Source organism: Flavobacterium sp. KY-23415, assembly GCF_055384985.1.
Window position 1 is genome coordinate 2,674,251 of record NZ_AP044001.1, and the last position, 21,643, is coordinate 2,695,893.

The 21,643-nt window shown below is 32.0% G+C and carries 19 protein-coding genes; 8 read left to right on the forward strand and 11 right to left on the reverse strand.

What is annotated here, in order from left to right; all coding sequences use genetic code 11:
* The first annotated feature begins 113 nt into the window (after positions 1-113).
* The 5 genes from ACZ49Z_RS11560 (at position 114) to ACZ49Z_RS11580 (ending at position 5,120) form a co-directional block, all read left to right on the forward strand.
* Entirely contained in the window at positions 114-1,445 is a 1,332-nt protein-coding gene (locus tag ACZ49Z_RS11560; RefSeq protein ID WP_464304471.1) for a cytochrome ubiquinol oxidase subunit I, read from the forward strand.
* A 3-nt stretch (positions 1,446-1,448) separates the two neighbouring features.
* Positions 1,449-2,525 (forward strand): cytochrome d ubiquinol oxidase subunit II, encoded by a 1,077-nt coding sequence (gene cydB / locus ACZ49Z_RS11565; protein WP_464304472.1) that lies wholly within the window; start codon positions 1,449-1,451, stop codon positions 2,523-2,525.
* A 32-nt stretch (positions 2,526-2,557) separates the two neighbouring features.
* Positions 2,558-2,905 (forward strand): hypothetical protein, encoded by a 348-nt coding sequence (locus tag ACZ49Z_RS11570; protein ID WP_464304473.1) that lies wholly within the window; start codon positions 2,558-2,560, stop codon positions 2,903-2,905.
* A gap of 305 nt (positions 2,906-3,210) precedes the next feature.
* Positions 3,211-4,791: an NADP-dependent glyceraldehyde-3-phosphate dehydrogenase gene (locus ACZ49Z_RS11575; protein WP_464304474.1), complete on the forward strand. Its 1,581-nt coding sequence runs from the start codon at positions 3,211-3,213 to the stop codon at positions 4,789-4,791.
* 206 nt (positions 4,792-4,997) lie between these two features.
* Positions 4,998-5,120, forward strand: coding sequence for a hypothetical protein (locus ACZ49Z_RS11580; RefSeq protein ID WP_464304475.1), 123 nt, complete (start codon positions 4,998-5,000; stop codon positions 5,118-5,120).
* A 64-nt stretch (positions 5,121-5,184) separates the two neighbouring features.
* Here ACZ49Z_RS11580 and ACZ49Z_RS11585 read toward each other — a convergent pair whose 3' ends face one another.
* From ACZ49Z_RS11585 to ACZ49Z_RS11615, 7 genes are all read right to left on the reverse strand, one after another.
* Positions 5,185-6,672, reverse strand: a complete 1,488-nt coding sequence (locus ACZ49Z_RS11585; protein ID WP_464304476.1) for a serine hydrolase — start codon at positions 6,670-6,672, stop codon at positions 5,185-5,187.
* Positions 6,673-6,776: 104 nt separating this feature from the next.
* Positions 6,777-7,316: a helix-turn-helix domain-containing protein gene (locus tag ACZ49Z_RS11590; protein WP_464304477.1), complete on the reverse strand. Its 540-nt coding sequence runs from the start codon at positions 7,314-7,316 to the stop codon at positions 6,777-6,779.
* A 423-nt stretch (positions 7,317-7,739) separates the two neighbouring features.
* A complete protein-coding gene (locus ACZ49Z_RS11595) occupies positions 7,740-8,192 on the reverse strand; it encodes a hypothetical protein (RefSeq protein ID WP_464304478.1) in 453 nt (150 codons plus the stop codon).
* Between the two features lie 6 nt (positions 8,193-8,198).
* Positions 8,199-8,990, reverse strand: coding sequence for a 23S rRNA pseudouridine(2604) synthase RluF (gene rluF / locus ACZ49Z_RS11600; RefSeq protein ID WP_464304479.1), 792 nt, complete (start codon positions 8,988-8,990; stop codon positions 8,199-8,201).
* A gap of 137 nt (positions 8,991-9,127) precedes the next feature.
* A complete protein-coding gene (locus ACZ49Z_RS11605; RefSeq protein ID WP_464304480.1) occupies positions 9,128-9,688 on the reverse strand; it encodes a hypothetical protein in 561 nt (186 codons plus the stop codon).
* 93 nt (positions 9,689-9,781) lie between these two features.
* The gene (locus ACZ49Z_RS11610) at positions 9,782-10,561 is read right to left on the reverse strand and encodes a zinc ribbon domain-containing protein (protein ID WP_464304481.1); all 780 of its coding nucleotides are present in this window, start codon (positions 10,559-10,561) and stop codon (positions 9,782-9,784) included.
* Position 10,562: 1 nt separating this feature from the next.
* Positions 10,563-11,657 carry a Nif3-like dinuclear metal center hexameric protein gene (locus tag ACZ49Z_RS11615; protein WP_464304482.1) on the reverse strand — a complete coding sequence of 365 codons (1,095 nt, stop codon included), beginning with the start codon at positions 11,655-11,657 and terminating at the stop codon, positions 10,563-10,565.
* 163 nt (positions 11,658-11,820) lie between these two features.
* Here ACZ49Z_RS11615 and lpxK point away from each other — a divergent pair, with 163 nt between their 5' ends.
* Both lpxK and ACZ49Z_RS11625 read left to right on the forward strand, forming a co-directional pair.
* Positions 11,821-12,828: a tetraacyldisaccharide 4'-kinase gene (gene lpxK, locus ACZ49Z_RS11620; protein WP_464304483.1), complete on the forward strand. Its 1,008-nt coding sequence runs from the start codon at positions 11,821-11,823 to the stop codon at positions 12,826-12,828.
* Positions 12,800-13,612 (forward strand): purine-nucleoside phosphorylase, encoded by an 813-nt coding sequence (locus tag ACZ49Z_RS11625; RefSeq protein WP_464304484.1) that lies wholly within the window; start codon positions 12,800-12,802, stop codon positions 13,610-13,612. The genes lpxK and ACZ49Z_RS11625 overlap by 29 nt, the downstream gene beginning before the upstream one ends.
* Here ACZ49Z_RS11625 and ACZ49Z_RS11630 read toward each other — a convergent pair.
* The gene (locus tag ACZ49Z_RS11630) at positions 13,596-15,809 is read right to left on the reverse strand and encodes an ATP-binding protein (RefSeq protein ID WP_464304485.1); all 2,214 of its coding nucleotides are present in this window, start codon (positions 15,807-15,809) and stop codon (positions 13,596-13,598) included. The genes ACZ49Z_RS11625 and ACZ49Z_RS11630 overlap by 17 nt on opposite strands.
* Before the next feature lie 91 nt (positions 15,810-15,900).
* The gene (gene gap, locus ACZ49Z_RS11635) at positions 15,901-16,905 is read right to left on the reverse strand and encodes a type I glyceraldehyde-3-phosphate dehydrogenase (protein ID WP_464304486.1); all 1,005 of its coding nucleotides are present in this window, start codon (positions 16,903-16,905) and stop codon (positions 15,901-15,903) included.
* A 107-nt stretch (positions 16,906-17,012) separates the two neighbouring features.
* Here gap and ACZ49Z_RS11640 point away from each other — a divergent pair, with 107 nt between their 5' ends.
* A complete protein-coding gene (locus tag ACZ49Z_RS11640) occupies positions 17,013-18,878 on the forward strand; it encodes a DUF4139 domain-containing protein (protein ID WP_464304487.1) in 1,866 nt (621 codons plus the stop codon).
* Positions 18,879-19,423: 545 nt separating this feature from the next.
* Here the strand turns inward: ACZ49Z_RS11640 and lipA are convergent.
* Together lipA and ACZ49Z_RS11650 are read right to left on the reverse strand one after the other, a co-directional pair.
* Positions 19,424-20,299 carry a lipoyl synthase gene (gene lipA, locus ACZ49Z_RS11645; RefSeq protein ID WP_464304488.1) on the reverse strand — a complete coding sequence of 292 codons (876 nt, stop codon included), beginning with the start codon at positions 20,297-20,299 and terminating at the stop codon, positions 19,424-19,426.
* Positions 20,300-20,377: 78 nt separating this feature from the next.
* Positions 20,378-21,622 carry an MFS transporter gene (locus ACZ49Z_RS11650; protein ID WP_464304489.1) on the reverse strand — a complete coding sequence of 415 codons (1,245 nt, stop codon included), beginning with the start codon at positions 21,620-21,622 and terminating at the stop codon, positions 20,378-20,380.
* Positions 21,623-21,643: the final 21 nt, after the last annotated feature.

Here is a 21,643-nt window from a genome sequence, read left to right on the forward strand (position 1 = left end):
TTTCATAGCGATATAAATCCATCAAATTATGATGGATTTTTTTTGGAAAATAGGTAACGAATGTTGCCTACATTTTGGTTATTGTTCCGTAAATTTGTAGAAATACAACTACAATGGAAGAAATGTTATTCTACGATAGAATGCAATTTGCATTTACGATCACGTTTCATTACTTATTTCCGCAATTAACCATGGGATTGTCTTTAATGATAGTCTATTTCAAGTGGAAATTTATCAAAACACAATTAGAACACTATAATGATGCGGCCAAATTCTGGATGCGCATTTTTGCACTCAACTTTGCAATGGGAGTCGTTACAGGAATTCCAATGGAATTTCAGTTCGGAACCAATTGGGCAAAATTCTCAGAATTAACAGGAGGAATTGTTGGGCAAACTTTAGCTATGGAAGGCATGTTTTCCTTTTTCTTAGAATCGTCCTTTTTAGGACTTTTTTTATTTGGAGAAAAATTAATTGGACAAAAAATGCATTTTCTCACAGGCTTTCTAGTCTTTTTAGGTTCTTGGGCAAGTGGTTTTCTAATTATAGCAACACATTCTTGGATGCAAAATCCAGTAGGCTATGAAATTTTAGCCAATGGGAAATTTGTACTCAACAATTTCAGCGCTTTGTTCTCCAATCCTTGGCTTTGGCCTTCCTATTTGCACAATCAGGCTGCTTCCTTAGTGACAAGTTCTTTTGTAGTAGCAGGAATCGGAGCATTTTATATTCTAAATAAAAAGAATGTTGCGTTTGGAAAACTATTTGTTAAAACAGGAGTCATCTTTGGATTAATTGCTTCGTTAATAGTAGCAATGCCAACAGGAGACTTATTAGCTAAAAACGTAGTCAAATATCAACCAGTTACATTTGCAGCAATGGAAGGTATTTTTCATACCGAAGAAGGAGGTGCCGAAATCGTTTTAATCGGACAACCCGATGTTAAAAATAAAAAACTCGACAATAAAATTGCGGTGCCCAATATTCTAAGTTTCCTAACCTATGGTAATTGGGAACAAGAAGTGAAAGGTTTAGAAGAATATCCAGAAGAAGTGCATCCAACAAATATTTCAGGCTTGTATTATGCCTATCATATTATGGTCGGATTAGGGACTATATTTATCGGATTAATGGCATTGGCAGTATTTCAATTAATTCGTAAAAAACTCTACACTACACAATGGGTTTTGTGGGCTTTAGTCTTTATGATTCCTTTTCCTTATATTGCTAATACGACAGGTTGGTACACGGCAGAGTTAGGAAGACAACCTTGGTTGGTGTATAATTTGTTACGCACATCTGAAGGTGCTTCACCTACTGTTTCTTCAGGAAACACATTATTTACGCTACTTGGTTTTATTGGACTATATCTTTTGTTAGGGCTATTGTTCTTGTTATTGGTAGGTAAAATTATTCGTAAAGGACCACAAACACAAACGCATTAAACTATGGAATTTTTTTGGTACATTATTTTAATTATGATGTTAGCCATCTATATAGTATTAGATGGTTACGATTTTGGAGCAGGAATTGTACACTTGTTTTTCAGTAAAACAGAAAAAGATAAAAAAGCAATAACGAATGCAATTGGTCCTTTTTGGGATGCTAACGAGGTATGGCTTATTGCTACAGGAGGTTTGTTGTTTTTTGCATTTCCTACCTTATATGCATCTTCTTTTAGCGGATTCTATTTGCCATTAATCATGATTTTATGGTTGCTTATCTTTAGAGCAATAGGGCTAGAACTAAGAGGGCAAATTCATCACCCGATGTGGGAAGCAATTTGGGACAAAGCCTTTGGTATAGCGAGTTTATTATTAGCCTTGTTTTTCGGTGTTGCTTTAGGAAATGTGGTGAGAGGAGTTAATTTAGGAATGGTTGAAAACGGAGTTTCTACAGTAGAGGCACATTATTTCTTTTTACCTTTATGGAATCCTACGTTTAGTCCGCAGGCGAATCATTTAGGAATCATCGATTGGTTTACTTTACTATTAGGAATTATAAGTGTTGTAGCACTAACAATACATGGAGCTAATTGGATTATATTTAAGACCAATTCCGACATAAATACCAAATTAAAAGAGGTTATTTTTAAACTCAACTTTGTGCTTTTTGCATTAGTGATTGTGTCTTTGTTCGTTTGGCATAGTATAGAACCACAACCTTTTCATAATTTTATTAAATATCCATTCCTTTGGGTGTTTCCTATAATCATGTTCATCGGATTACTGGGCTTATTCAAAGTAAAAACATTTAAAAAAGATGGACACGGATTTTTATTTTCAACCTTGTTTCTAGTGGGAGGATTAGCTTCTACTGTGGCTTCAATGTTTCCTAATTTATTGCGCTCTACGAATAATGTAAACCCATCATTAACACTTTATAATGTGGCAGCAGATGATTATGGACTTTCCGTTGGGGTGTATTGGTTTGCTGTTGCAATAGTATTAGTAATTGTTTATTTTGTAATTCAATATAAAGTCTTTAAAGGTAAAATGGACGATGTAGGATATGGTGAACATTAGTGTTATTCGTAATTAGTAATAACCATTTTTTAATGAAATTTAAAATCATTTTAATTTTTACGATAGGGATTATTTTATTGGATTATTCCTCTGAAATTTGGTTGATGCCTAATTATAAAAGCAGACCTGATAAATGGCATTTGTTCTATTCAATGTTTTTGTTTTTTTTCATTTTAATCATTCAATTTTTATGGGCAGTTTTTAAAATGATTAAGCAAAAAAGAATCTCTTGGCAGATGATTTTGATAATGATAGCTACTATTTTTTCATTTTTATTATTGAATAATACAAATGGTAACATTCAGGTTCTTGGGTATGTAATTATGGCTTTTATTGCCTTTTTTTCAATGCAATTTTATCATTTAGACGATAATTGCTAAAAACCAAAATGAGAGATTAGTAAATTAATACTTTGAAATTATACATAAGATTACCGTTTTTTTGAGTTTTGTTACTAAAATTCCTTCTAAAAAAAGGCAATAATAATCTTTTACTATTCTATTTTTATTCGTTTTCAAAACAAAAAAAAATCATATTCTCTACGAAAACGTTTGAAAAAATACGGTATTAAAACCAAAACAGATTATTTACTATTATACCCTTAAAACGTATCAAATGAGTTGTTTATTCGCTTAAAAAATGAGAATTTTATACAAGTCAATAGCTTAAATAAAACAACATCATTATGAGTACAATTCCAGAAAATATAAAAATAAGCGAACCCTTACATCAAAAAGAATACCTATTAGATGGTGCATTAAAAATTTGGGATGGAGCAACTACAGAAGTTTTTTCAACAATTTCAAGTACACCAAACTACGCACCAACTGTTTTGGGCTCTATTCCTTGCATGGGCGAAAAAGAGGCTTTGGAAGCCTTAGCATCTTCTAATGAAGCTTTTAAAAATGGTCAAGGAGATTGGCCTACTATGAAAGTACAAGATCGTATTAAATGTATGGAAAACTTTGTTTCGAAAATGAAAGAAACAAGAAGTGAAGTAGTGAAACTATTAATGTGGGAAATTGGCAAAACACTTCCAGACAGTGAAAAAGAATTTGACAGAACCGTAGAATATATTTACGACACCATAAAAGATTATAAAGAACTCAACCATGAAGGAGCGCGTTTCACCAAAGTGCAAGGAATCAATGCCATGATCAAGCGAAGTCCGTTAGGTATTGTATTGTGTTTAGGACCTTATAATTATCCGCTAAACGAAACATTCTCTTTGTTGATTCCAGCATTAATAATGGGAAATACCGTTTTGTTTAAACCTGCAAAATTTGGAGTACTTTTGTTATCACCCTTATTAAAAGCTTTTCAAAGTTCTTTCCCAAAAGGAGTTATTAATATTTTATATGGTAGAGGTAGAGAAGTAGCAGCACCAATTATGAAATCGGGCTTAGTAACTGTTTTATCCTTAATTGGAAACAGTAAATCGGCAATTGCTTTGCAAGATTTACACCCTAATAAAAACAAGTTGCGATTAATATTAGGTTTAGAAGCTAAAAATCCAGCGATTATTTTACCCGATGCCAATATCGATTTAGCGGTTTCAGAATGTATTTCGGGTTCATTGTCTTTTAACGGACAACGATGTACGGCATTGAAAATTATATATGTTCACGAATCTGTTGCAGACGAATTCAATAAAAAGTTCACAGCAAAAGTAGATGCTTTGAAGTTTGGAAACCCTTGGGAAGATAATGTATTCTTAACGCCTTTACCAGAACCAGACAAACCCAATTATATTCAAGAATTAATAGATGATGCAAAAGCCAATGGAGCTTCGGTTATCAATCAAAAAGGAGGCGAAAGAAGCGAGAATTATATTTTCCCAGCCGTTTTGTTTCCAATTAATAAAAAAATGAGAGTCTATCATGAAGAGCAATTTGGCCCAGTTGTGCCTATTATGACTTTTAAAGACATTCAAGAACCACTAGACGACATGGCAGCATCTGATTATGGACAACAAGTAAGTCTTTTTGGAAAAGACATCAATACAGTTGCACCATTAATAGATGTTTTAGTCAATTTAGTATGTAGAGTCAACTTAAATAGCTCATGCCAACGAGGACCAGACGTTTTCCCATTCACAGGAAGAAAAGATTCAGCAGTAGGAACATTGAGTATTCACGATGCCTTGCGTTCGTTCTCTATAAGAACATTCGTTGCTTCAAAAGATAACGATTATAACAATGCCATTCTACAAGAGTTATTAGATAGTAAGAAAAGTAATTTCATTAATACCGATTATATTTTATAATTGTTATAAGTGGTCAATTCGAGTGTTTTTGTGTAGCCAAACGAACCAAAAAGGTATTGATAATTAGTAAGGTAAAAAAGAAACTTCTCGATACGCTTCGCACTCGAAGTGACGTAGAATGATTTATTATAAGTAAAAAAAAACAAAACTAGTTTAGAAATAAGCTAGTTTTGTTTTTTTTTAGAATTGATTCATAAATTAAACGTATGAAAACTTCATTAGGTACAATAAAGAAAAAATTAGTAATATGCACAAAAGCAAATATAGAAGTTGCCTATTTTGATGATTTAGTTTTTTATTATGGTTTTTGGGATACTACAGTTTTCTAGTTGGCTGTTATTTAATTAAATATGAAAAATATTAAGATTCGATAAAGCATTTTTTGACTCTGTCTTACTCTTTTTTCATTTCAATATCAATTATTTTTTTCCCGTTTTCTTCAAAATAATGCAATAATAACTTTTCATAGACTTTATAACCATCATCTACATTAGTAAAAATGAGAATTCCTTTTTTTGATTCTGGAAAAATAAAAAAAATTGTTTGAACCCCTTTGTCCGATCCGCCATGAGAAAGTGCAATCTCTCCGTTTCCTAGATCGTAAATTTCAAAACCTAAGCCAAAGTATTTATCTTTTTTGGTTGCTACTTGATTTGTAATCATTTCGTTAAATACTGCTTTAGATAACCAGTCATTGTTCATTACACTTACTAAAAAAGTGCCATAGTCTTCAATTGTGGTTAGCAGATCATCGGCAGCACTAACTGTTTTGTTTTTAAAAGTTTCATAAGCAACACCATCTGTATTGTATCCAATTGCAAACCTACTTTCATCAGTTTTCTTACTCCAATAAAATTCGGTGTCATTCATTTGTAAAGGTTCAAATATTAATTCTTTTGCGAGTTGATCTAGTGTTTTTTTAAATTTAATTTCTAAAGCTTTTTTTAAATATTCAAAACCTTCACCCGAATATTGGTATTTTGTACCAGGTATGAATTTGAAATCTAGTTTTCCTGAATCATTCATGTACCTCCAATTTGGAAAACCAGTTTGATGACTTAAAACATATCTTGTAGTGAGCTTTTTTAAATTTGTACTTTTTGAAACATCAGGATCAATCCAATAGTTGTAGAGCGGTTCATCTAAGTCCCATTTTCCAAGGCTTATTAGTTTTAGTGTAACGATTGCTGTGATGGGTTTTGTTAATGAAGCGACATTGAATAGTGTGTTGTAGGGTGCTGAGGTTCCTTTTTTGAGTTCTCCAAAGACTTTAATTTGTTTTAACTTTCCTTCGTCTATTATTCCTAAACCTAATGTTGGTACGCTGCTTTCTAAAAGCCATTTTTCAATAGCTTTATCATCATCAAATAATGAATATTGAGGAACATTGGCTAATTTTTCTTTGTGGTCATAACTTAAAGATCGATATAGCTTCCAAACCTCATTTTCTAATTGCCAAAGGTGAGTGAATTTTGCAGAACCAGCGAAAACTTCTTTTCGTGGTGGCATTGTCTCATAGAATTGATGCACTCCAATTTGAATTGCACCATATAGTTTGTTGTTGTTGTAGAGTGGAAAAACCTTACTGATTTCGGGTAATAAGGCTCTTCTAGATTGATATTCAGTTGGGTTTTTGCATAATCCGTTGCGTAAGCTGAACAAGAATTCTTTTTTATTACTGATGCCGTCTTTGTCATGAAAGAACTCAAAAGAATCACTCAATATGTTTTCAAATTGATCAACATTGCAAGTGTTAAAACCAACGTTGAAAAGCAAGCTGTCTTGTGAAAGAATAGTTTTGTATAAATTTGAATCAGTACTCACTTGCGTAAAAAGGAGTGAAGACGTGAATAGTAAAAAGAGATGAAATAACGTTTTCATAATACGGTTTCTTTAATTGTTTTTGTTACTGCAATAGTATGTTTTTTTGCAAACAAAAAGCATTAAACGAACCCGACAATAGCACGACAATGTGCTGACATTTTTTATAATAAATTGAAATTCAGTCCAATGAATAGTTTTTTGTTTTTGTTGATTTCGATGGCATTTCGAAGAATAATATAAACATTAATAATAAATAATAATACCATTGTTAGAGGAAGTACTTGCCTGTTTAATGAAAGCCATCTTCCAATGAAAGCAATAGCTAATATAATAATTGGGAAAGCAATTGTCCAAACAATTTGGATAGACACAATTTGTTTAGTTGTGTTGTTAACTTCTTTTTTCCAATACATAAGTATTAGAGGAGCAATAATGCTTCCTAATGGAATAAAGAGCAGTAGTAATGAGGAAAGATTAATGTATTTTAGGAGTTGATCGTTGTTTTTAGTTTCCTGAATGTTTTTTTGAAGCAATTCTTCTTTACTAATGTCTAAGGCTTTGCAGAGCGCGTCTAACGTGTGCCCTTTTGGAATAGTTCCTGCTTCAATTCTTTGTATAGTTCTAACAGAAATATTGGCTTTTGCAGCTAATTGTTCTTGGGTTAAATTTAATTTTTCTCTGTAAATTGTAAGATGAGACATCGTTGCTTTTTTATTTTTTTACTGAGCGACTAATTTAAAAACTATTTTTTAATAAGTTCTAAATTAAAATGGTCTCAAACAAATATAAAATTTGAAGGAGACATTTATTATGTATTTTACCAAAAATGAGAAAAAAAATATCTTTTCTTTTTCCTGTTTTTTTTCCTTACAATAATTTTACTTTTATTTGGATAAGGTAGTTAGCTAATAATTTTTCAATTAACTCTTCTTTTGTTAAGTGATGCAATGCGGTTTTACAGCTGTAATAAGTATAAGATACGTTGTGTTGGATTAATGTTCAATTTTGGTTTTGAAATATCCTGTAGAAATAAAATTACTGGTAAATATTTGGTAAAAGTTGTTAGATTGCAAGACAAGAGTAATAATCTAGTTCCTTTAAAAAAATGAAAGAAAATGTTATTCCTATATCTTTGTTTCGGGTTTGAAAGGAGTATATTTTTCTAAATATTCTGGTTTCATAATGAACCCTGAATATTTATGTTTTAATGTGGAATATACTCTAATTTCTGGAGTATGCTCAATTTTGGAATAGGTGGCTTTAAACCTATAAATTAATGTTTTTTTATAAATTCGTGTTTGTTCGATTTTTAATGAGAGTAGTTTACCATAGTCTTTATTTACTTTTGCACAGAAGGGTCTCATTTCTTCTAGCGTTAAATTTCTAGCTAAACCAGGTGTTGCAATTTTTGTTGTAATTGGGATATAATTTCCAGTAGAACAACTCTCCAATTGAGAAAATGCAAATGTTTTCGCATTTTCAATGTGAATTGGGTCTAGTTTTTCAGGAATTGTTGTCGTGGTCGATGAACAACCTATTATGGTAAAGGCTAGAATAAAAAGACTAAATTTTTTCATGGGTCATTATCTGTTCCTGTCTCTATAATTTCTTTTGCCTGTAAATTTACTTTTATTACTTGGTAAACTTGCCTCTTCTGTTTTGCTCGATTGCGAGATTAATTCATTCAATCCGTCCATTTCATTTGCCGTTAATAAACGGTATTTCCCTGCAGGAATATCAAGAGAAATATTCATGATTCGAGTACGTTTTAAGGCTACTACTTCATAATCGAGGTATTCGCACATTCTACGAATTTGACGGTTTAGTCCTTGTGTTAAAACAATTCGGAAAGTGTTTTTGCTCACTTGATCTACCTTACATTTTCGAGTAATTGTATCAAGAATAGGAATTCCATTTGCCATTCTATCAATAAAGCGATCAGTTATGGTTTTGTTTACAGTAACAATGTATTCTTTTTCGTGATTGTTTCTGGCTCTCAGGATTTTATTTACAATATCTCCATCATTGGTTAATAATAATAAGCCTTCACTGGCTTTATCTAATCTTCCAATCGGAAAAATGCGTTCAGGATAATTAATAAAGGAAACTACATTGTCTCTAACTTCAAGGTTTGTAGTGCATTCAATGCCTGTTGGTTTATTGAATGCTAAATAAATTCTATTCTCTTTTTTTTCTTGAATTAGTTGTCCGTTGACTTTTACTTCATCATTTGGGCCAATTTTTGTTCCCATTTCTGGAATGACTCCGTTAATGGTTACACGACCTTGGTCGATTAAGCGATCGGCCTCCCTACGAGAGCAATAACCTGATTCTGATAAAAATTTATTGATGCGAACTAATTTGTCTTCTTCCATGGTGCAAAGATAACTTTTTTAATAATTAGAGTGAAAAGTAATTCGTTGAAATGAATTACCACTTTTGTTATGAAATTATTATTGTTTTTTCAGTGTTTTAAAATGAAGAATAATGTTTGCAATGTTAGCGAATAAAGTTATTTTTTAATAATTTTTAATTCAGTTACTGCTTCGGTTTCTCTATTTATTCTTTCGATAAATCGTACTTTGAATTGATATGAAATGTTGTATAAAGATAAAATTGTGTCTAATTCCTTTTTAATTTTTGAGTTTGTTTTAGCGTCATATAAATGTCTGTTTATTGCTCCAAATGCCATGTTTAATAAGACAAAACCAATTGCGATGAAAATAATTATAATCGAAGGATAAATTTTAGTAGGTCTTCCGAGGCTTTGACTAATAATGTTAGAAATATAATTGGCAAAAAAATAGGTAAAGAAAAACATCCCAATGCCTAAACTAGCGAAAAGGGTAAAATAGGCATAAGCCCATTTTTTTTCCAATGCTAATTTTTCAAATGTAATATTGGTTTCTATAATTTTCTTTTCAAGGAGGTTACTAAAGTCTATTTTACTGCAGCTTTCATCAAATTCAGGTCTTTCAGAAGTTAAACCACAAATAATTCCCTTGTCAAAAGTTACAATATGTTTGGAGCAAAGTTCACAATGTTTAGATAAGTTTTGAGTCTTCGAATTCATTTTAATTTTGAATGGTTTTTTAGATTCATGGGTAGAAAAAAAAAAAATCCTGAAAATGGTTTCAGGATTTTTAATATTGGGTTTGCGAATCAATTATATCTTCGCAAATAATTTGTCCATTTCTTCTTTAACTTCATCAGCAAGAACATTATCTACTAAAATACGTCCACTATGCTCATCGGTAAGAATTTTTTTGCGTCCAGCAATTTCCATTTGCGTTTGCGGAGGAATGGTAAAGAAAGAACCTGCAGAAGCTCCACGCTCGATAGAAACGACCGCTAAACCATTTCTAACACTGCTTCTAATTCTAGTATAAGCAGCTAACAAACGCTCTTCGATTTGACTTTGATATTCTTCTGATTTACCTAATAAGAAGTTTTCTTCTTTTTCGGTTTCAGCCATAATATCACTTAATTCAGCTTTTTTATGTTTTAAGTGTTGTTGTTTGCTTTCTAGCTTTTCCTTAGTTTGAGATAATACTTCTTTTTTATGCTCAATAGAAGCTTTCATTTCTTTAATTTGCTTTTCAGCTAATTGAATTTCTAATTCTTGAAACTCAACTTCTTTGGTTAAAGAGTTAAATTCTCTATTATTACGAACATTTTTTTGTTGATCTAAATATTTTTTGATTGTTGTCTTGTGCTCATCGATTGCATTTTTCTTTTCTTTAATTTGAACATCGACAGCTTCTAGCTCTGATTTTAATTTATCTAAACGAGTGCTTAGACCGGCAACTTCGTCCTCTAAATCTTCAACCTCAAGAGGAAGTTCTCCTCTAACATTACGTATTTCATCAATCTTTGAGTCAACTAGCTGTAAAGCATAAAGTGCTCTTAATTTATCTTCTACGCTAAGTTCTTTTTTGTTTGCCATATTAAAAGTATTGAACAGGATTTGTATTTTCTTCTGATAAAACGACTGCAAAATTAGTGATTTTTTCTTTAAGATAATCAACAATATAATTTTTTGTATATCTTTCACTCTCAAAATGACCAATATCTGCTAAAAGAAGTCGGTTTTCTGCTTCATAAAATTGGTGGTATTTTAGGTCTGCTGTTAAAAATGCATCGGCACCAGCTTGTAGTGCGTTCTTTATTGCATAGCTACCTGAACCCCCTAAAACGGCTACTTTTTTAATATTTTTGTTAAGGAATGCACTATGCCTAATGCCACCACATTGCATTTTGTTTTTAACAAACGTTAGAAATTCGGTTTCATTCATTGGTGTTTCAAATTCACCAATCATTCCTAGACCAATATTTTGATGTTTGTTAGTTAAAGAATAAATTTCGTAGGCTACTTCTTCATAAATGTGGTTTTTAAAGAGCGATTTTAAAATTTTAGACTCTAAATATTTTTCAAAAGTAACTTCTATTTTGACTTCTTTGGTTTCTGTAAGTTCAAATTTAGTTCCAATAGTTGGATTGCTGTTTTCGTTGCCTTTATAGGTGCCAATTCCGTTACTATTAAAACTGCATTCTTCATAGTTGCCAATTTTTCCAGCTCCTGCTTCAAACAAAGCGTTTCGCAATGTTGAAGCGTTTTCTGGTACAGTATAGGTAATTAGTTTTTTAATAAAGTTTTCTTTTGGAATTAATATTTTAGTATTCATTAATCCCAGAGCGTTGCAAAATATTTTATTAACACCTTGTTGGTGGTTGTCTAGAGCGGTGTGAATGGCATAAATAGCAATATCGTTTTTAATGGCTTTTAGAATGGCTCTTTCTACATAATTTTTACCTGTAATTTTTTTTAATCCACTAAAAAGGATAGGGTGGAAGCAAACAACAAGATTGCATTTTTTTGAAATAGCTTCATCAATAACACTTTCTAACGCATCATGGCATACTAAAATACCGTTAATGTCTTCATTCTGATTTCCAACGAGCAAGCCTACATTGTCAAAGTCTTCGGCATAGGCTAAAGGGGCGAGTTCTTCAAGTAGGGGAAGTATTTCGAAAAGTTTCATTGTAATTTTAATGGTTTTATGTTGACTTAGAAAGTTATAATAGATGTTAATATTGCGTTCTTATCTTTTATAAAAATCATTTAATCTAATTCCTTATAGAACAAAGAAACGAATAAACACTAAAAGATAAAAATGGGAACAAAAAAAATACTATTTTCGTGCTATGATTTTTTTAAGAAAAATACTTTTTCCAGTTGCTTTGGTCTATTGGATTGTAACCTATTTGCGAAATTTTTTTTATGATGTAGGCGTTTTTAAAAGTCAATCTTTTGATGTGCCTATTATTGCAGTTGGTAATTTGAGTGTTGGTGGTACAGGCAAAACACCTCAAATAGAATATTTAATCCGTGTATTAAAAGACTATAAGATTGCCACGTTGAGTAGAGGTTATAAAAGAGAAACAAAAGGTTTTGTTTTGGCTGATGCTACAGCAACAGCAAAAACGCTAGGTGATGAACCTTTTCAGTTTTTCTCTAAATTTCCAGATGTTTGTGTTGCTGTTGATGCTAATAGAAGAAATGGAATTTTGCAATTAATGGAACATAAACCCGATGTGATTTTATTAGATGATGCCTTTCAGCATAGAAAAGTGAAAGCAGGGTTGTATGTGCTTTTAACCACACATGACGAGTTGTTTTGCGATGATTATATTTTGCCTTTTGGAAACTTGAGAGAGCCTTCTCTTGGAAAAAAAAGAGCAAATATGATAATTATCACCAAATGTCCCGCTACTATTTCCGAACTTGCACAAGAAAGAATAAGGCAAAAATTAAAAGTAAACATACCTGTTTATTTTAGTACTATTGAGTATGATGAATATGTCTATAATGAAAACAATAAGATAAAGGTTAGTGATTTAAAAGGAATGAAATTGCTTTTAGCTGGAATTGCAAAACCAGATTTGTTTTTTAAACATTTAGAAAATGAAGGCGACGAGAAAATGGTTTTTCCAGATCATCATGATTTTTCTAAAGAAGACATTCAAAAAATTAAAGAAGTTGGAAAACAGAAAATTAGTATTACTACAGAGAAGGATTATGTGCGATTGAAAGGCAAACTTGAAAATGATAAATTGTATTATTTGCCTATAAAAAGTAAGTTTGTTACAAATAGTGAAATATTTAATAAAAGGATAATAGATTATGTGGGAAAAAGTTCAAGAAACAGTTAACTATATTAAAGAGAAAGTAAATTTTGTTCCAGAATATGGGATTGTTTTAGGTTCTGGATTAGGTGGTTTTTCAGAAGACATTCAAGAAACTATCTTACTGCCCTATAATGAAATTCCTAATTTCCCAGTTTCAACAGTTCAAGGACATAAAGGTGCTCTGTTGTTTGGTACTATTGGAAGTAAAAAAGTAATGGCAATGCAAGGTCGTTTTCATTATTATGAAGGCTATGATATGAAAGAAGTTACTTTCCCAATTCGTGTAATGAAGCAATTAGGGATAGAAAAAGTAATCGTTTCTAATGCTTCGGGAGGTGTTAATTCTACATTTCAAGTGGGAGACATTATGATTATTAAAGATCATATAAACATGATGCCAGAGCATCCTTTGAGAGGACATAATGATGAGCGTTTTGGACCACGATTTGTAAACATGAGTGAGCCATATTCTAAAAATATGATTGCAAAAGCTAAAGAAATTGCAAAAACATTAGATATTAATGTGAAAGAAGGTGTTTATTTGAGCTTGCAAGGACCAACGTTTGAAACCTTAGCAGAGTATAAAATGGTAAAAAATATGGGAGCAGACTGTGTAGGAATGTCAACTGTTCCAGAAGTAATTGTCGCGAAACACATGAACATGGATTGCTTTGGGATTTCTGTAATTACCGATATGGGTAATGAAGAAAGCCTTGAAGGCGTTAATCATGAGGAGGTTTTAGAGGCAGCTAGAAAAGCAGAACCGCATGTTAGAAGTTTAATTAAAAACTTTATTCTTCAGTATTAGTTTCAGATTGTGATAGGAAATTAAATAAGATTTCATAAAACTCTTCCGGCACAAAAGGTTTTGTAATAACTTCGTTCATTCCATAAGACAATAACATTTCTCTGTTTTCATTTAAAGAAATTGCAGTTAAGGCTATTATTGGTGTGGTAGTATTGAATTTTCTTATTTCAGAGGTTGCTTCTGTGCCATTGATGCCGGGAAGATGAACGTCCATGAGTACTAAATCGTAAGTGTTAGATTTCAAATGCTCTATAGCTTCCTCACCATTATCAATAATAACCGATGGAATGCCTTTTTGTTCTAGCATTTTTTGAGTAATCATTTGGTTGATTTTGTTGTCTTCAACCAGTAAAATCTTTTTCGTCATACCTGAAATTTTATTATTGCTTGAACAAATGATTTCTTTCTTTTCTAACGCTTCACCAATCCCGAAAGTAAGGTTAAATTTTAAGGTGGTTCCTTTGTTAACATCACTTTCTAAATGAATAGTGCTTCCTAAAATCTCTAGTATTTTCTTAACAATAGAAAGCCCCAATCCAGTTCCCCCATAGGTGCGGTTAATTTCAACAGAACCTTGGCTAAAACTATCAAAAATTGTTTCCTGTTTGTCTTTAGGAATTCCTATACCGTTGTCTTTTATTTCAAAAGAAAGTGTTACATTGTTGTTCTTTTCTTTAACCTTTTTTAAGGTTAACCAAACATCTCCGTTTTTACTAAATTTAATCGCATTGTTAACTAGGTTAATTAGTACTTGCGATAGTTTTGTTGGGTCTCCAATAGTGTAAGGATTAATTGTTTTGTCGATTAAAAGATGAAAATTGACATTGTTTTCAATTATGAATTCATTGAAAGAAATTTTGATATTTTCAACCAAATCAACAAGGTTAAAATTAATTTGCTCTACAGGTACTTTGTCCGATTCTAATCGGTTGATTTCTAAAATATCATTAATAAAAGTAAGAAGGTATTTGCCTGAAAATTCTAAAGATTTTAGATAATTTAATTGTGTTGCTTTTGGTTTTTCATGCAAAAGAATATAAGCGATACCATTTATGGCATTGAGTGGTGTTCTTAGTTCGTGACTCACCGTAGCTAGGAATTCTGCACGGGCTTTGCTGGCTCTTTCTGCTTTTTCTTTTTCAATGGTTAATTCTTTGTTCTTTTCTTTTAATAATTTATTTGTGCTAATTCTAATTTTATTGTTTTTGTATAATGACAAACTAAGTAGAGATAAAATTGAAATTAGTGCAATACTTAAAATACTTATTAATTTCGAAAAACGTAAAGTTCTTTGTTGACTTTTCTTTTCCTTATCTAATTCTTCAATGGTTTTCAATTGTTTGTCAAACTGTATCCTGTCGAAAGTGTTTTCAGATAATGAATTATTATAGAAATTATCCAAAGAGTCGGCAATGTCAACGTAGCGTTCAAGATAAATTTGAGATTTATCAAATTGGTTGTCTTTTTTATAGGTGTCGCTTAATTGTTTTAAGACTTTCTTTTGTAATTGAATGTTTTTCGAATGTTTGTTGTTCAATACTAACGCTTTTTCAAAGTAACTAATAGCACTACTAGGTTGATGTTTTAAATTTTCTATTTCACCAATTTGGTAATAAGCTTCAATTTTGGTGTCAATAAATGTAGTGTTATTTATAGATTGAATTACAGATTTAAAAATAGCGATTGCATTTTCATAGTCGCCTCTGTTTTTTTGAATAATTCCTTTTTGAATATTAATTAATTCTATGGCGTCTAAAAAATTTAAGGCATTGTATATTTCTGCCGATTTTTCAAAGTAGATTTCAGCAAGATCAATTTTGTTTTTCTCAAGATAGCATTTTCCTAAGCTATAATAGGCTAGTGCTAAATTGGCACTAGGCACATCTTTTTTATATAAATTAATACTTCGAATAAAGTTTTCAATGGCTGTATCGGGTCTGCCCAAATCATAATAAACACCACCAAGAACTAAATAACAATCTGGGAGCTTCGCATTTAGTTTGTTTTTTTTGGCATAATCAATAGCTTTTTCAGTATAAATTATAGCCTTATTAAAGTAGCGTTTGTCTTCTTTGTTGAATGATGCAATTTCTAGGTAAAAATCGATGCTGTCATTAATTTCTGTAGTTAATTTTAAAAGCGACTGAGAGTGACTTATTAGGCAAGAGAATAGTAAAGCAAATAATAAGCTTCTCATTGTTGATAGAAATTAATTGTTATTTAGCAGTAATTCTTTCAAAAATATGCATTTTTTTTCAATCAAAAAACTTATTATTTGCATTATTGCCTTAATTCGTTTTGTTTTTTGTAATAAATTCTATTAAATCAATGAGTCTAGAAGAATACCCAATTTCATTGTCATACCAACCAACAACTTTGATCATTTTATCAATTACAGAAGTTAGTTGAGCGTCGAACAAGCAAGAATTTCTATTACCAATAATATCAACAGACACAATTGGATCCTCAGTATAATCTAGAATACCTTTAAGATTAGTGTTTGCTGCCACTCTAAAAGCTTCGTTAATTTCTTCAATGCTCACTTTTCTTTTCACGTTGAAAGTAATGTCGGTTAAAGAACCATCAGGTACAGGAACACGAATACCACAGCCACCAATTTTGCCTTCAAGTTCTGGGAAAATTTTAGACAATGCTTTAGCAGCACCTGTCGTTGTTGGAACAATTGATTGCGATGCACCTCTTGCTCTTCTTAAATCTTTGTGTGGTTGATCGTGAAGACTTTGGTCTGTAGTATAAGAGTGTACAGTAGTAATATAGGCCTGTTCAATTTCACACAATTCCTGAATCACTTTAATCATTGGGGCTGCATTGTTTGTTGTGCAACTTGCATTGGAAATTATTGTTTCCGAACCATCTAAAATAGCTTCGTTTACACCTAAAACGACAGTTTTTATAGTGTCATCTTCTGGAGGAACAGATAAAATTACTTTTTTAGCACCAGCATCAATATGTTGTTGTAAAGAGGAAGCTGTTTTAAATTTCCCAGTAGCTTCAATAACAATGTCTATGTTTAGTGCTTTCCAGTTAAGATTTTTAATCTCTTTTTCATGAAAAAACAAATATGCTTTCTCGTCAATTATAATAGCTTGTTCATTATAACTTGTTTTTGCTTGTAGCACACCATGAATACTGTCATATTTAATAAGATGACTCATGGTTTTATTGTCTGCAATGTCATTTATAGCCACCACTTCAATAGAAGGATGGTTTAATAATAATCGGAATAAATTTCGGCCAATTCTTCCAAAGCCGTTAATAGCAATTCTTGTCATTTCTATTGAAAAAAATTAGAGTATAAAAGTAAGGAATATATTATATTTGTTTAGTAGTAAAAGCGATTATTTAAAAAAATAGATATTAAAATTAAGAAATAGTAGGTATGATTATTCAAAAAAAGGCAATATTAGGAATTGTTCTTTCGTTTTTTGGAGCTTTAAGCTCCTTTTCACAGCAAAAAACAAAAAATATCGTTTCAAAAATAGAGAATGTTATTGTTTTTTCAGAGGGAGCTCAAATAACCAGAAATGCAAAAACAACATTAGAATCGGGAAAAACAGAATTAATATTTAGTGGTGTTTCTCCAAGAATAGATAAACAAAGTCTTCAAGTTAAAGGATCGGGTAATTTTACAATTTTGTCTGTTATACACCAAAATAATTTTTTAAAGGAACAAGAAAACAGAAGCGAAATTGAAAAATTAGAGGCAAGTAAAAAGAGTTTGGAGCAGAACAAAATAGCCGAAACAAATGTTTTAGCAATTCTTCAGAATGAGGAGAATATTTTGGCTAAGAACCAAGTAATAGGAGGCGTTAATTCGGGTTTAAAAGCTACTGAACTGAAAGAAGCAGTAGATTTTCATAGACAACGCTTGGTTGATCTGATTAAGGAGAAAACAGCAATAAATGAAAAAATAGCGGCTATAGATACTGATTTAATAAAACTCAATAAACAATTGAAAGCCTTAAATCAATCCGATGAAAAGGCTACGAGCGACATTGTAGTTACCGTTGCTGCACCTTCGAGTGTTGCTAATGCTAGGTTTGAGATCGATTATTATGTTTACAATGCAGGTTGGTTTTCAAATTATGATTTACGAGTAGAAGATGTTAATAGTCCAATAGATTTGTTATTAAAAGCAAACATTTTTCAAAGTTCTGGAGAAGATTGGAAAGATGTAAATTTATCAATATCGAGTGGTAATCCAACAGAAAGTGGTGTGTCGCCAACAATGAATCCGTGGTTTTTGAATTTAAATAGCCGTAGTAGTACAGGAGGTTCTGTTCAAGCTTATGGTCAGTTAATAGGAAACACTGTTTCCGGAAAAATTTCAGATAGTTATGGTCCTTTGCCTGGCGCATCTGTAATGGTTAAGGGAACTTCTATAGGAGCTCAAGCCGATTTTGACGGAAATTATTCAATAAAAGTACCTCATGCAAATTGCGAGTTAGTATTTTCTTATATTAGTATGAAATCTCAAACGGTGCAAGTAAGAAACAATACCATAAACGTGGTTCTAGAGGAGGAAGTAGCCCAGCTTGAAGCGGTTGTTGTTACAGCTTATAGAGGGAAAAAATCAAGAAGAAAAGATGAAGACGAATTTAAATCGCAACCATTAGAAACCAGTGTCAATTATCAGCCAACCACTATAACCTATGATATTGATGTTCCCTATACAGTTTTAAATGATGGTAAAGTCTATACTGCAGAAATCAAAAAGTTTAATCTGCCAGCAGAATATCAATATATGGCGGTGCCAAAGCTAGATAAAAATGCCTATTTAACAGCTAAAATTACAAATTGGCAAGATTTGAATTTGTTCGATGGTGAATTAAATTTGTTTTTTGAAGGAGCTTTTCTCGGTAAATCTTTGTTAGACTTGCAAAATGCTTCAGATACTTTAGCAATTTCTTTAGGGAAAGATAAAGGCATTGCAATTGAAAGAAAACAATTAAAAGAATACAAATCGAAACAATTTTTAAGTAGTAATAAAACAGAAAGCAGGGCTTTTGAAATTACTGTAAAGAACAATAAACCCTATGCTGTTGCCATTACAATTCTAGATCAACTTCCAATAAGCACTACCAAAGAAATAACAGTTTTTGATGAAGAATATAGTGAAGGTGAAAGGAACGAAGAAACAAAATTCGTGACATGGAACTTAAAATTACCTTCAAAATCGGAAAAGAAACTGAATTTGAAATACAAAGTGAAGAGTCCAAAAAATGCTTCCCTCATATTAGATTAAAGATTTAGATTTGATTTTTTAGGAGCAGAAAATAGTCAATCACAGGGAAATAGTCCCGCTATCCACTATATCTGTCATTGCTGCGTTCCTCTCAATGACAGGATGCCGTTGCTATCGGGGCTAAAAAACACGTTTCTAATTTTTGGACATAATCAACATAATAGGGTTGTAGTAATTTTTGTCTATAGAAAAACAAGTCATATTCGACATTCTTGAATTCTGTGTTGTTTTTTTAAAAAAAACTTGTGACATTTTTTGTTTTGAAAAGTAAAGCGTCACAGTTTTTGTGACAATTTTGATTTGAAATTGGAAATGCCACACTTTTTGTGACAGATTGAAATGAATTAATGCTTTTGTCACAACAATTTTGGAGTAGAACACTATTAGCACAGTGAAAAAAACGCCAAGGTTCGCAACTGCTAAATTATGTGCCGAAAAAGTATAATCACATGAAAAAGCCTTCAAGTTTTTAACTTGAAGGCTTTTTTATTTCAGTAAATTCCATTGATAAAAGGTATTATATAGAATTTAGGCAGAGTAAAGGTCTAATGAATATGTTTTTCGGCATGATATGAAGAACGAACAAGCGCACCACTTTCAACATGTCTAAAGCCTAGTTCTTTGCCAATTTTTTCATATTTTTCAAATTGTTCTGGAGAAATATATTCTTTAACGGGTAAATGTTTTTTACTCGGTTGCAGGTATTGCCCAATGGTTACAATATCAACGTTAGCATCTCTCAAATCATGAAGTACCTGTATAACTTCTTCTTCTTTTTCTCCCAAACCAAGCATTATTCCCGATTTGGTTCTCTTAATACCTTGTGCTTTCAAGTAACGCAAAACCTCTAAACTCTTTTCATATTTGGCTTGAATGCGAACCTCTCTCGTTAATCGTTTCACGGTTTCCATATTGTGCGAAACTACTTCTGGTGCCACTTCTATAATGCGATCTAGGTTTCTAGTGTTTCCTTGAAAATCTGGAATTAAGGTTTCTAAAGTAGTGTTTGGATTCATTCTTCGAATGGCTTTCACTGTCTCAGCCCAAATAATAGACCCCATATCTTTCAAATCATCACGATCCACGCTTGTAATCACCGCATGTTTAATTTTCATTAATTTGATAGAACGTGCCACTTTTTCAGGTTCATCCCAGTCGACCGTTTCAGGTCTTCCTGTTTTAACACCGCAAAAACCACACGAGCGTGTGCAAATGTTTCCTAATATCATGAATGTAGCAGTTCCTTCACCCCAACATTCACCCATGTTTGGACAACTTCCAGAAGCACAAATTGTATTTAATTTATATTTATCGACTAGTCCTCTTAATTCGGTATAATTTTTTCCTGTTGGAAGTTTCACTCTAAGCCATTTTGGTTTAGGTTCTCTTGGCGGAAAAACATTCTCGGTAACAGTATTCATAGCATAAAAATTTGAACTACAAAGATAGTGAGATTTGATAAAACAAAAGTATAAATATAGTTTTTTAAGATTTGTTTACTATTCCACAAAATCCAAATCGATATTGTGTGTTTCAGGAATAGTTAAGGTTGCATATATCGCTATTGCAAAAACAATGCTTCCAACTATAGCTGCACTAGTAATTACACCATTGTTTATTTTTAAACTATCAAATCCAAATAATATTAAAGGAAGTAAACCACGAACCATATTCGGTATGGTGGTTGCAGCTGTGCTTCTTATGTTGGTTCCAAATTGTTCTGCACCAACGGTCACAAACATTGCCCAATATCCGGTTCCTAGTCCAAGCCATGCACAATAAAAATAATACATTTCTTCTGTTTTTGTGCCACCAAATAGCATAAGAGATACACCAATGAGGGTGAAAATTAGCATGTATAAAATGGCTTTTTTTCTAGACTTCAACCAATGCGATATAAAACCACTCGCAAAATCACCAGCAGAAATACCAATATAGGTCCACATAATTGCTTTGCCTGGATTTATTGAAGAAATCCCAAAAGCTGGAGCAAACTGATTTCCCATTACCGCAAGTATACCAACACAAAACCATGTAGGTAATCCAATGGCAATACATTTAATGTATTTGATGAAGCGTTCAAAATTCGTAACAAAGAGGAGAATGTTTCCTTTTTTAACATGGTGCGACTTTTGTATGTCTTTATATATTCCAGATTCAACAACACCTAGACGTAGAAAAAGCAATATAAGTCCAAGAATACCACCAACAAAATAAGCAATAGTCCAATCGCCTGCTAAATCTACGGTTAATTGTGCAACAACAGCACCAGAAAGTCCAAAGCCAGCAACTATAGAGGTTCCTATGGCTCTCAATTCTTTAGGTAAGGATTCCGAAACCAAGGTGATACCTGCCCCTAACTCGCCAGCAAGACCAATGCCCGCAATAAAGCGCAGAATGGCATAGGTTTCAGATATGTTTTCTTTAGGAAAATAAGGTAAAAAACCACAAGCTATGTTGGCAAGTGAATATACTAGTATAGAGCCAAATAAAACAGAAAGCCTTCCTTTTTTGTCTCCAAAAATCCCCCAAACAATTCCTCCAATTAGAAGACCAATCATTTGCGCATTTAAAATGAATGATCCATCTTTGTCAATGTTCAAACCCAATGCTTCAAGACTAGGAATTCGAACGATTCCAAAAAGTAATAGATCATAAATATCTACAAAATAACCCAATGCGGCTACTATGACAGGTAGAGAAAATAGGTGTTTAATTTTTTGTTGTGAGTGGCTATCTTTCATTTATATTTTGGTTTGACCAAA

Coding starts and splice junctions, on each gene's coding strand:
- ACZ49Z_RS11610 (WP_464304481.1), bottom strand. CDS start 10,561: ATGGCAAACAAAAAAGAACTTAGCGTAGAAGATAAATTAAGAGCACTT.
- ACZ49Z_RS11630 (WP_464304485.1), bottom strand. CDS start 15,809: ATGAGAAGCTTATTATTTGCTTTACTATTCTCTTGCCTAATAAGTCAC.
- ACZ49Z_RS11570 (WP_464304473.1), top strand. CDS start 2,558: ATGAAATTTAAAATCATTTTAATTTTTACGATAGGGATTATTTTATTG.
- ACZ49Z_RS11580 (WP_464304475.1), top strand. CDS start 4,998: ATGAAAACTTCATTAGGTACAATAAAGAAAAAATTAGTAATATGCACA.
- ACZ49Z_RS11560 (WP_464304471.1), top strand. CDS start 114: ATGGAAGAAATGTTATTCTACGATAGAATGCAATTTGCATTTACGATC.
- cydB (WP_464304472.1), top strand. CDS start 1,449: ATGGAATTTTTTTGGTACATTATTTTAATTATGATGTTAGCCATCTAT.
- ACZ49Z_RS11625 (WP_464304484.1), top strand. CDS start 12,800: ATGTGGGAAAAAGTTCAAGAAACAGTTAACTATATTAAAGAGAAAGTA.
- ACZ49Z_RS11595 (WP_464304478.1), bottom strand. CDS start 8,192: ATGAAAAAATTTAGTCTTTTTATTCTAGCCTTTACCATAATAGGTTGT.
- ACZ49Z_RS11605 (WP_464304480.1), bottom strand. CDS start 9,688: ATGAATTCGAAGACTCAAAACTTATCTAAACATTGTGAACTTTGCTCC.
- lipA (WP_464304488.1), bottom strand. CDS start 20,299: ATGAATACTGTTACCGAGAATGTTTTTCCGCCAAGAGAACCTAAACCA.
- ACZ49Z_RS11615 (WP_464304482.1), bottom strand. CDS start 11,657: ATGAAACTTTTCGAAATACTTCCCCTACTTGAAGAACTCGCCCCTTTA.
- ACZ49Z_RS11590 (WP_464304477.1), bottom strand. CDS start 7,316: ATGTCTCATCTTACAATTTACAGAGAAAAATTAAATTTAACCCAAGAA.
- ACZ49Z_RS11640 (WP_464304487.1), top strand. CDS start 17,013: ATGATTATTCAAAAAAAGGCAATATTAGGAATTGTTCTTTCGTTTTTT.
- rluF (WP_464304479.1), bottom strand. CDS start 8,990: ATGGAAGAAGACAAATTAGTTCGCATCAATAAATTTTTATCAGAATCA.
- lpxK (WP_464304483.1), top strand. CDS start 11,821: ATGATTTTTTTAAGAAAAATACTTTTTCCAGTTGCTTTGGTCTATTGG.
- ACZ49Z_RS11575 (WP_464304474.1), top strand. CDS start 3,211: ATGAGTACAATTCCAGAAAATATAAAAATAAGCGAACCCTTACATCAA.
- ACZ49Z_RS11650 (WP_464304489.1), bottom strand. CDS start 21,622: ATGAAAGATAGCCACTCACAACAAAAAATTAAACACCTATTTTCTCTA.
- gap (WP_464304486.1), bottom strand. CDS start 16,905: ATGACAAGAATTGCTATTAACGGCTTTGGAAGAATTGGCCGAAATTTA.
- ACZ49Z_RS11585 (WP_464304476.1), bottom strand. CDS start 6,672: ATGAAAACGTTATTTCATCTCTTTTTACTATTCACGTCTTCACTCCTT.